Consider the following 11,348-nt stretch of genomic DNA (forward strand, 5'->3'; position numbering starts at 1 on the left):
AAGAAACTATAGTTCTTATTTAATCCAATAAGAAAATTTCACATAATTTCTTTTTATTAAAATGTATAAATATTTGTTTTAAACATATTCATCAGTTTGTTATCTGTAGCTTTTCACAAATAACTTCAACTAATGTGCTAACTGAACTATATTGAAAGAAATCTACTACAGATAATTCTGTATTAAATAGTTCGTTAATTTCATTTTGTGCTTGTGGTATCATTAATGAATTTAACCCAAGATCAAATAGGTTTTCTTCTTCATCAATTTCATCAAGATTTAAAAGTTTTATCCAGATAGCTAAAACCTGTTCTTTTACTGACTCATAAGACTCCTTATCTTCTTGATTTGCCAGTTTGTTTCCAATTAAGTCTGAAATTTCTTGAACAGTGGTATGCTGAAATAAATCAACAATTGTTAATCCACATTTATATTTTTCTTCAATTTTATTGAATACTTGCGGTAAGATTAGCGAATTTCCTCCAAGATCAAAAAAGCTATCTTCTTTTGAAAATTCGTCTGTTTTTAAAACCTCTTCAAAAACTGTAGTTACGTAGTTTTCAATACCACCTGCATTTAAAACAACATCTTCTGTATTTTCATTTAACGATGTTGTAAAATCTTCGGCAAGGACTTTTTTCAATACAGGAATTGTTGTTCCAAACTCATCTTTTAAGTGCTTTTTAAAACTAGTATTCAAATCATCTTCTGATCCAAAAACTTCTACTTGTTTATACATTGAAGTTTTTAAAGATAAATAAGGCTGCATAAAAAGATTATTTTTATCAACACCAATAAATGAGTTTGATATTCCTTTAGCTAACACATTGTACATGGCATTTAAAGCGTTTTCAGGCTTTAAAATATCAAAACCTTTTCGGGCTGCCAACTCTGGAAACTCAATGGCCTTTCCAAGTCCTGTATTTTCCCAAATAGACCAAGAAATATTCCAAACCTTTAACTTTTCTTGTTTCGTTGTAATTGATGTTAATGCCTTTTGAAAACTATTAGCTCCTGCATAAGCAATAACTCCTACTCCTCCAAAATATCCGTTTAACGAAGAAAAATTAATGAAATTAGATATTTCTAATTCAGATGCTACATTGTAAAGATTAAAGCTTCCTTTTACTTTTGTTTGAATTTGATGTTTAAATTCTTCGGTAGAGAAATTACCTAAAGCATCCATTTTAAAATCGGCTGCTAGATGAAAAATACAATCGATATTAAATTCAGTTAATTTTTGCTTTAATGTTTCGTAGTTATTTAAATCTGCACTTAAATAGGTTATACTTGAGCTCATATTGGTGAGTTCTTTATATTCCTCTAGCTTTTCTTTATTCAGTGTATCAAAAGCACTTCTTCCTAAAAGTACTAGGTTTACATTGGCTCTTTTAAGTAAGCTTTTTGCTAAAGCTATGGCAATACCACCCAATCCTCCTGTTATAAGATAAGTTTCATTATCTTGAGGAATAAATGATTTTGCGTAATTATGTCCTTGCGCCTGGCTTAATTTAGAAACAAAACGTTTAGTATCGCGATAAGCAATTTCTCTTTCAAACTCATGAATTGTTTTCGCTTCATTTATTAGTAAAGTCACATCAGTTAAGCTGTCTAAGTCAATGTGTTTACAAGAAATCCCCTTTAATTCTTCATGAATTGCATGCATCATTCCTATTTGAGAGCCTGCATTTATCTTGGTTACTTCATTTAAAAGAACCTGTTGGTTATTTTTACTAACCAAAATTAACTGTAAAGACTTTTTTTGGAGTTTACCAAGAGCCTTAGCAAGGTGTAAAAGGGTTAATGCATTTTTTTCTGCAATTATACTGGCATCCTTTTCATTTTTATATTCTCTTGATTCTATAATAATAGTATCAAGTTGAATGTTACTTAAAGATATATCTTCTAAAAGTTTCAAAAAGTCTTCTGAACAATCTTGGTTAAGACCATATTGGTTCTTTGAAATTTTATGAAAACTGTCTGAATTTAAAGCAAATACAACGTTTGTATCATTAGGTAAAGCCTCAAAATTAATAGCGGATTCTTCTTGTGGAAAAACCAGTACCGTTTTAGGTTCAATATCAATAGATTTTGAAAGTTTTTTTGGCTTCCAAGTTTGTTCTAAAACAGTAGTATCGTACGTATTATTTTCTGACACGGTATTTGAACTAGAAGATTCCGTATTAAAATCTCCAGCCTCGAGCATTTTTGTAAGTTTCCCTTTTTGTATTTTTCCAATCGACGTTCTTGGAATTTCATTAGGTTCTACTCTTACAATTTTACTAGGCGTGAATCCAAAAAGAATGGAAACCTCTCTTCTTATCGTTTTTTCGATTTTTTCCGAAGCAGCCCCCTCTTTTTTAGTGTGATAAAATACGGCTACATTATCAGTAAAACTTCCTTCATTTCTATACGGAACTACAGCTGTAGATGATGGTTCTACATCAATATTAGCATCAATATATTCCTCTATCTCATGACATGAAAGGTTTTGACCATTAATAATTAAAATGTCTTTATTTCTTCCAACAATGGCTACTTCTTCATTTTCTACAAATGCAATATCACCTGTATCAAACCAATTATCATCAGTAAATGCTTCTTTATTAACATCTGGTCTCTTATAATAAGAATCAAGGATAGTAGCTCCTTTAATCTGTAGTTTTCCGTGCTCACCTTCCTTTAAAAGCTTATTATTCTCATTTACAATTCTAACATCTATTCCAGGAACAGGGCTTCCAACACTAACGTACTGATTACTTATTAAAGTTAAATCAAAGTTTTTATTGAACAATACTGCCGAACAAGTTTCCGACATTCCCCAAGCTGGGAATACAGCTCTTGAACTCAATTTAAAAGGCTTAAATAATTTTAAAAACTTATGAACTTGTGAAGCTACTACCTGTTCTCCACTATTCATAATAAATCGAAGCATTGACAAATCAAGTCGTGATTTAGCTATTTCTTCTGTAAATGAGCTTATCAAGTTAAATGCAAAATTTGGTGCCCAAGTTATGTTTACTTTAAATTGACTACATAATTCCATCCAACGCAATGGTTTTTGTAGTATATAATTAGTATTTACCTGAATTTGAGAACACTTACTAACTACATCTCTAACATGAAACATAATTATTCCTCCAACATGATCTAAGGGTAACCAATTTAAACTAATTTCTTCCTTTGTAAAACCATTCGCTGCAATAGTTGCCGCACACCTATTAATAAGTCTTCGATGCGTTTGTGGTACTAATTTTGGAGCACCTGTACTACCAGAAGTCATTAAATAAACCGCAATATCGTCTGGCTTTACATCAAACGTATTTAATTTTTTAGTATTATTTATTACTTCTTCATAAGCAATAACTTTTACCAAGGTGTTCGTGTTTTCTTCTAAAAAACTTTCTATAACTTCTATCTCATCCTTATTACAAACTACAATGCTTTTAGAGAATTGATTAACAACAGATGCTAATTTACTAGCTGTTGGTACACTCTTAGTATACTGTTTTGGAAATGCCATTGGAATCATAGGAATTCCCTTTAAAATCCCTCCCCAAAAAACCTCTATATACTGCTCCATATCGGGCAGTTGCATTATAACAGGTGTTTCTCTATCTATTTTAAGTTCCTCAAAAGCCCCTGCAACCGTTTTCGCATTTTCTAATAAACTACCATAAGTTACTGTATTAGTTCTTCCTTGGTTATTTATTAAAGTTATGCCTTTATCACTATTTTTTGAAGCCTCTACTAAACTTTCAGAAAGTGTGTTCTCTGCTACTGTATTAGCAACTACTCCTCCTGAAATAATTGCTTGTTTTGATACAGAAATTTGTTTGTTTGATTCTAATTCAAAACTTTCTTTTTGGCTATACTTAAGTTCCAAAGAAGGGTATTCATCTGTTAACTTTTTTGCTAGTAGCTCTGTATAAACTTCATCAAAAATTGGCGTTTCTGTTAAATCCTTATTATCTAACTCACCATCCTCTGTTAATGGAAATCCCGTTAGTTGAACTATTTTGAATTCATCATCTACAAGCTCTACAATTTTACTCTTAATATCATCTTCTTCAACTATCTGAGTACTTAATATGTAAAGTATCGTAATAGTAGTTCCTTCTTTCGTTTCTTTTTGTCTTAACTGACAATCATAAATCCCTTTTATACCTATGATTGATTTTCGAATCAGGAATTCATTTTCTGTAATATTTTTTGTTGTTAATATATCCATTTTGATTAGTTTAATGAGGTTCTTTTTAATTCTCTTTCGTCTAAAAACTTGTGAATTCTATTCCAAAAAGTAGGGTTATCATTTGACGAAAGAAATATTCCTCCCATATCAACATTTAGATCTCTGTATTTTTCATCCTCCATCATTACTTCATGTGCTTTTTTTAAATTCCAATAAGGAATATCAGGACGAAGATGGTGTGTTAAATGATAATTCTCATTATGTATACTTGAAAAAAAGGCTTCGATAGGATGACTAAACCTGTTCCATGATTGATTTATATCGTTAGGGTTTTTTATTAGTAAAAAATGTTCTGAGATACCAATAAACCAACCCTGCCATGGAAATATAAGAAAGAAAGGAGCAAACCATAGAAGAATTAAGTATAATAGCCAACCTTGCCACGCAAAAACACCTATAATAGCAACCCAATATCCCAATATTATTTTTGCTTCAAGTGATCCTTCTTTAATATAGCCTACACGATCATTAATTAAAGCTTTCGCATAAACAAACGCATTACCAAATAACATAGGTTTTAATAAATGTTTTTTAATAAATGACTTTTTATCTAGATCTTCGTACAAACCAAAATGATTATAAAACCTCAAATCTGGATCTTTTTCTTCATTACCTATATAATTATGATGATGTACTACATGAGAATTAATATAATCATCAAAACCTAAAAAAATAAGGTATCCTGTGAGGTATTTCCCTACAAAATCATTGAACCAAGTATTTTTAAAAAGTACTCCATGCCCAGCATCGTGTAATAATGTTACAAATGCTCGTTGTCTAGTACCTATTAATAACACTGCTAAAGGATAAAAATACCAGCTTTGAAGAACCAAGTAAACACTAGCACCTATAAATAAATAGTCAATCAATAGTCCAAATAAGGCTCGGTAATTATTGGGGTTAGATAAAACATCTAGTTTTTTAAGTATATCCCTATGGAATTTATGGTTTTTCATATTTATAATAATTTTATTTTAATTCAAAAAAGTTAGTCTTATGACTAACCTATTTTGATAAAAACTTTCCCAAAACATTATTTTCATCATAAATAGTTTGGTAACAAGTTTTTACATAAACAATTTTAAATCAGAACTGGTAATACTTCAGAGTTTTCTTCTAATGTACATTGACAAAGTAGCCGGTGTTCTTCTATAGAAAAGCCTAGTCTCTTCAATAATTTTTTTTCCTTAGAAGTTATTTCTCCCAAGTCACCGTAGTTTGTTTTTACAAGACACCTGCCACATCTACCCTTCAAACATTGAAAAGGTATCACTGTATCAAAATCATAAAGATCTGACATTGAAGTTCCTTTTTTAAATTCAAAGGACGATTCTCCAATAGTTATTTTCTTCATTTAAAAATGTAATTTTCTTTTATTGACCTTTCTTAAAAAAAGTCCCTAAATTATTTTCTGTTCTTATCTCGTTATGATTAAAATTATCTTCTCCACTTACCAATACGCATCCGTAACCTGATTTTTTTAATTGAAAAAAACCTCCATGTCCATGAAATTCATCATGCTCTGGATAAACTTTTACTTGAGTAGGAACAAATCGTGATGAAAACGCAAATCGTGTTGATCTTTCACTTACATTAGGATGTGAACCATGAATACATTTTGATGTAAATAATATAAATTCTCCAGCCTTCATTTCAATGGATTTACTTTCCATTTGGTCTGGATCCCATTTAGGATCTATTTTGAATTCTTCAAAATCGTACCCATAAAAATTATCTTTTTCTATAGGAGTATATTCGCTATCTCTTCCTTCAGATACTGGTAATGCCTCGTTATAGTATTGTTTTTTATGTGTTCCTGGTAAAAATTTCATACATCCATTTTCAATGGTTGTATCGGTAAAAGCTGTCCATGCAGTAATTTCTATATCTTCGTTTTCGCCAGTAATAGTAGGTTGTAAAATTGGCGCACCTGTAACATATTGAAATGTTCCAACTTGGTGCCAATCTGTTCCCGAACTTTTAGGAAATTTTGGAAAAAACTCCGTTCTCCAACATAAAAGATCCTCCCCTAAAATAATTTTTACTTTATCTAAAACTTTTTCATTAGATATATGATCAGAAAGCTCTTGAACATCAAAATGTCTATCCCAACCAACATTATTCTTATGCATTGCACGATCTTGAACCATACTTTTTGCTCGAATATTTTTTAGCATACTTTTTGCTTCTTCTTGATCGTATGCTTTAAAAGGTCCTACAACACCATCTTTATCAAAAATGGCCTTTATTTCTTCGGTACTTAGATGATCTAAATTCATTTTCTTACATTTTGTTTTTGTTAATTATATAATTTAGTTATCTCCACATCTTAACACCTCAAATTGGTACTTTTTAAAAAAGTGTTTTTTTGAGAAAACTTTAGATTTTCTCAAAACATTAATCAAGACTGGAGTATTTTTTCACTTGTTAACCTTAATATTTGTACTACCAATTAAACCATAACGTAGCGCATACATAAAGTGAATCGGTATCAATAGTTTAAGGCAATTTTTTATTTTTTTGTTAGGAATAATTTCAATTAGAAAATTTATATTCAGTATTAAATCTCTCTAATTTATTGCAGTGTAATTCGACGTTTTTTCTTTCATCAATTTATGTAATTCATTCATATTGTTATTCATAAAAAAATGTCCTCCATCAAACTCAAAATAATTGAATTCATTTGTGGTATACATTTTCCAATTTTCAACGTACTTTGGAGGGCAAACAAAATCATTACTACCTGCTATTGCTATTATGGGAATATTCAGAATTTTTTGCGGTTTGTAATTATAGCAATCAATTACTTTAAAATCAGCACGCAATATAGGTTCTATAAAATCTAATAACTCAGGCTCATTTAAAATTTCCTTCGGAAGTCCACCATATTCTTTAACTTGATTCCAGAAATCTTCCTTCTCTAAATTGTAAAGAGGTTTTCTTTTTTGTATATCATGTGGCGCTGATCCTGCCGCTAAAACTAATTGCTTTATATTTTTCCCTTTTAAGGCAAGCGCCAATTCGTAGGCAATAAGTGTACCCAAACTATATCCAAAAAAATAGGTTGGAAGCTCAGGTAATTGGCTAAGTTCTTCTACTAAATTTTCCGTTATGGTATCTATAGTATCAACAAGAGGCTCTTTTATACATTTTCCTCTTCCTGGCAGGTCTACAATTAAAACCTCTACGTTACTGTCCATCTTATTTGCGATAGGATACATTACAGCGGAAGTTGCTCCTGCATAAGGAAAAAAGACCCATCTAGATTCGTAGTTTTTAATACCTTGGTCTCTAAAAGACAACCAAGGCGAAATATTTTTATACTTCATGAATTATAATTCATCTATCAATTTTTTTCGATCTAATTTTCCACTGGATAGTAAAGGGAATTGTTCTTTAAACACAAATTTGTTCGGAATCATATAAATTGGTAGTTTCGTTTTTAACTGTTCTTTTATAAAGTTTTCCCTAAGTGCTGCATTGGATTTATAAAAAGCATATAAAAATTGATTTCCATTTTTTTCGTTCATTAAAACAACCGTTTCCTGTATATTTTCAATAGTTTTAAGCTGTTTTTCAATATCTGCTAACTCTACACGCAAGCCTCTTAACTTAACCTGAAAATCTTTTCTTCCTACAAAACATATGTCTAAAGACGTAACATCTCTATATACTATATCTCCTGTTTTATAAGCTCTTATGTTTCCATGGTTAGGAAGAGAAACAAATTTTAAATTGGTTAATTCTTCATTATTCACATAATTTCTAGCCAACCCTATACCTGAAATGTACAACTCTCCTTCCTCTCCGTTATTTTTATCTTTTAAATCGTTATCAAGTATCCATAGTTTAATATTACTAATAGCTTTTCCTATCGGCGCTATTGTATAATCTTGTTCTTTTTCTCTAAATGCATAATGAGATACATCTATACTAGCTTCGGTAGGTCCATATAAATTAATTAATATTCCTTGTAGGTTTTTAAAAAATTGATTGAACGTGTTAACGCTGGATATAGCTAGTTTTTCCCCACTGGTAAAGACATACTTTAACGATGCTACAGCACTTGCATCTTCTTTTATAGATAAATATTCGAGAAACAAACGAAATACAGAGGGTACAAAATGAATAACATTAATTTGGTGTTTATCAATTAACTTAAACATGAGTCTTACATCTTGCTCTCTACCGCTTGGAAGTAATACTACCGAAGCTCCGTACATTGACCACCAAAATATTTCCCATACAGAAACATCAAAAGTATATACTGTTTTAAAAAATAAGGTATCAGAAGAGGTAATAGGATATGCTTTTTGCTTCCAAATTAATCGGTTGTATAACCCGCCGTGTTCTATGGCAACTCCTTTAGGTTTACCTGTTGAACCTGATGTATAAATTACATACGCTAAATCATTTCCAGAAACCGATATTTCTGGACTTTTTTTAGAAAATATGCTTAAATCTATTTCCTCTAGCGAAAACTGCTTTCCTTCAAAAGCATCATAAATATCCTTTGTACTTGATACAAGCGTTTTTATCTTACTATCTTCAAAAATAGAACGAAGTCTTTCTTTAGGGTAAGAAGGATCTAAAGGTAAATAAGCTGTTCCTACCTTTGTTATTGCAAAAATAGTTGTCATCATTTCTATGGAACGCTCCATTAATATTCCAACTATATCACCTTTTTGTACTCCTGACTCAATAAGCATATTTGCTAACTGATTCGAACGTTCGTCCAGCTCTGAATATAAAACTTTCTGATCACCTTGAATTATAGCTACTTTATTTGCATGTACGCGAAAAGCTTCTTCTATTATCGAAAGTATATTATTATTTTCCATATATAAAAAATCGTGATTAGGCGTATAAAAACTCTTTAGCTATAAGAACTTCATGTATTTCCGTTGAGCCTTCAATAAGTTCCATAATTTTTGCATCTCTATACAATCGTTCTGTAAAAGACGAATTTAAATGACATCCTTTCGCCCCTAAAATTTGAATAGCTTTAGAGCTTACGTTAGTTGCTGCCTTTGATGCGACATATTTTGCTAAAAGTGTTTTACGTATCATAGAAAAATCAAAAGTTTCTCTAGCTCCAGCCGCAGCGGTGCAAAAACTTTTAGCAGATTCTACTTCTACTATCATTTCGGTTAATAGTTTCTGAACAAGCTGATGTTTATTTAACCTATCTTTTTCTCTTAAATGTTTCAAGGTTTCCTCTAAGGCCAATTCTGCAATTCCATAACTTCCACAGGCAGTTGTGTATCGTCCTTCATCTAAGCCAAAATTAATCGCTGTCGATACACCATCTATTTCGTTACCAATAGCGTTTTCTTTAGGAATTTTACAATCGGTAAATTCAATTTCAGCCAACATATTCGCACGTAAACCAAGCATGTTCGTTATTGGTTTAACTTTTACTCCATGTGTATCTTTTTCAACAATAACTGCAATTGTTTTATTGTTTAACTTACATAGTACCAAGAAAAAATCCGCTATTTGTCCTAATGTAATCCATCTTTTTACACCATTAATAGTAAAATGAGTTTGTTGATCTGTCAAATATGTATCAACAGCTCTTAAATCACTTCCTGCATTAGGTTCTGTTAGGGCTATTGCTCCAATTTTTTCACCAGAGGCTATTTTAGGCAGCCATTTTTCACGAATTTCTTTGGATCCAAATCGTTGAATAGGCTGAGTAACCATCCCTGTTACAGTTAACATATTTTCAACTGATCCGTGTCCTTTTGCCATTATTTTATGAAGAGACATCATGTCATAAGTATTCAAATCAAGCCCTCCATATTTACTTTTTACACAAGCTCCGAAATATCCCCTGTCTGCAATATTTTTTATTACAGAATCAGGGATATTTTGAGTTTCATCCATCTCAATAGCATGTGGTACAATATATTCTGAAACAAAAAGAGCTACTTCCTCTTCAAATTTTGAATTAAATGCCATCTCGCTCTAGCTATTTACTTTTAATCTTTCGTCGATAATTTCTGCAATAGCATTTACTGAGCTAAGATTTTCTAACGATACCTCTTCTGGGTCAAGTTCTATTTTGTATTCTTTTTCAATAAATAGAATAATTTGCATTGCAAATAACGAATGAACTAGTCCTAATTCAAAGAAGTTCTCATCATCATCAATTTCATTTCCTTGAAGAATTGGCTTAATACGCTCTCTAATTTTAACTTTAATGTTTTCCATTATTAATAATTGTTTAAATATTATACGTTATATGAATAAAATCCTTCACCTGACTTCATACCAAGGAGGTTTGCATTTACCATTTTTTTAAGTAAGAAACATGGTCTAAATTTATCGTCATTAAAACCATCTTGTAGCATGTAGAGTGATTTTAAAATTGTGTCTAAACCTATCAAATCAGCCGTTTCGAGTGGCCCCATAGTATGACCAAAACATTCTTTAAACAAAGTGTCAATATCTTTAGCTGAAGCAACTCCTTCTTGTAACATAAAAACGGCTTCGTTTACAAAAATCATCATGGCTCTATTTGTAACAAAACCTGGTGAATCGTTAACAACAAGTGTTCTCTTGTTTAATACACTCATTTGATCTTGTAAAAAAGCTACTGTTTCGTTATTAGTATGGTAGCCTTTAATTAATTCGACCATTGGTTTTAAAGGAACGGGATTCATAAAATGTACTCCAATTACATTTTCTGGTTTTGGTAATAAATTTGCAACCTTTGTAATAGATACAGCAGAGGTGTTTACCGCCCATTTCGCGTCTTCTTTACAAATGTTTCTTAATTTTTTATATACTTCCTTTTTTATATCCCAATCTTCCGTAACATTTTCAATTATCAAATCAGCATCTTTTGCTTCAGAATAATTGGTAGTAAAATTTATTCTTTCGATAATTTCATCTACCGACTCTTTCGATTTATAATGATTTTTATGAAACTTGTATAATCGAAGGTTTTTTCTAATTTGTTTTTCACTATTTTCTAATTGTTTTTCAGATATATCAATTAGAGTTACTGGAATTCCATATTGAGCGAAATTGTGGGCAACACCTGTTCCCATAACCCCTGCTCCCATAATTGTTATGTTAACAGACATTT

9 protein-coding genes are annotated in these 11,348 nt (G+C 31.0%); all 9 read right to left on the reverse strand.

The annotated features are described in order from the left end of the window. Nucleotides 1–91: 91 nt before the first annotated feature. The gene (locus P8625_RS08835) at nt 92–4,231 is read right to left on the reverse strand and encodes an SDR family NAD(P)-dependent oxidoreductase (RefSeq protein ID WP_279650105.1); all 4,140 of its coding nucleotides are present in this window, start codon (nt 4,229–4,231) and stop codon (nt 92–94) included. A gap of 5 nt (nt 4,232–4,236) precedes the next feature. Further along, on the reverse strand, nt 4,237–5,208 hold the full coding sequence (locus P8625_RS08840) for a fatty acid desaturase family protein (RefSeq protein WP_279650106.1): 972 nt from the start codon (nt 5,206–5,208) through the stop codon (nt 4,237–4,239). A gap of 125 nt (nt 5,209–5,333) precedes the next feature. Next, on the reverse strand, nt 5,334–5,606 hold the full coding sequence (locus P8625_RS08845; protein WP_279650107.1) for a 2Fe-2S iron-sulfur cluster-binding protein: 273 nt from the start codon (nt 5,604–5,606) through the stop codon (nt 5,334–5,336). Between the two features lie 19 nt (nt 5,607–5,625). Then, complete coding sequence (locus P8625_RS08850; RefSeq protein WP_279650108.1) at nt 5,626–6,531, reverse strand: chlorinating enzyme; 906 nt, start codon at nt 6,529–6,531, stop codon at nt 5,626–5,628. A gap of 291 nt (nt 6,532–6,822) precedes the next feature. After that, complete coding sequence (locus tag P8625_RS08855; RefSeq protein ID WP_279650109.1) at nt 6,823–7,581, reverse strand: thioesterase II family protein; 759 nt, start codon at nt 7,579–7,581, stop codon at nt 6,823–6,825. Nucleotides 7,582–7,584: 3 nt separating this feature from the next. Then, nucleotides 7,585–9,093 (reverse strand): amino acid adenylation domain-containing protein, encoded by a 1,509-nt coding sequence (locus tag P8625_RS08860; RefSeq protein WP_279650110.1) that lies wholly within the window; start codon nt 9,091–9,093, stop codon nt 7,585–7,587. A 16-nt stretch (nt 9,094–9,109) separates the two neighbouring features. Then, nucleotides 9,110–10,216: an acyl-CoA dehydrogenase family protein gene (locus tag P8625_RS08865; protein ID WP_279650111.1), complete on the reverse strand. Its 1,107-nt coding sequence runs from the start codon at nt 10,214–10,216 to the stop codon at nt 9,110–9,112. 6 nt (nt 10,217–10,222) lie between these two features. Next, complete coding sequence (locus P8625_RS08870; protein WP_279650112.1) at nt 10,223–10,468, reverse strand: acyl carrier protein; 246 nt, start codon at nt 10,466–10,468, stop codon at nt 10,223–10,225. Nucleotides 10,469–10,488: 20 nt separating this feature from the next. Continuing rightward, nucleotides 10,489–11,346 (reverse strand): 3-hydroxyacyl-CoA dehydrogenase family protein, encoded by an 858-nt coding sequence (locus P8625_RS08875; RefSeq protein WP_279650113.1) that lies wholly within the window; start codon nt 11,344–11,346, stop codon nt 10,489–10,491. Between the last annotated feature and the right edge of the window lie 2 nt (nt 11,347–11,348).

The sequence above is a fragment of the Tenacibaculum tangerinum genome, from assembly GCF_029853675.1.
Lineage (GTDB): Bacteria > Bacteroidota > Bacteroidia > Flavobacteriales > Flavobacteriaceae > Polaribacter > Polaribacter tangerinum_A.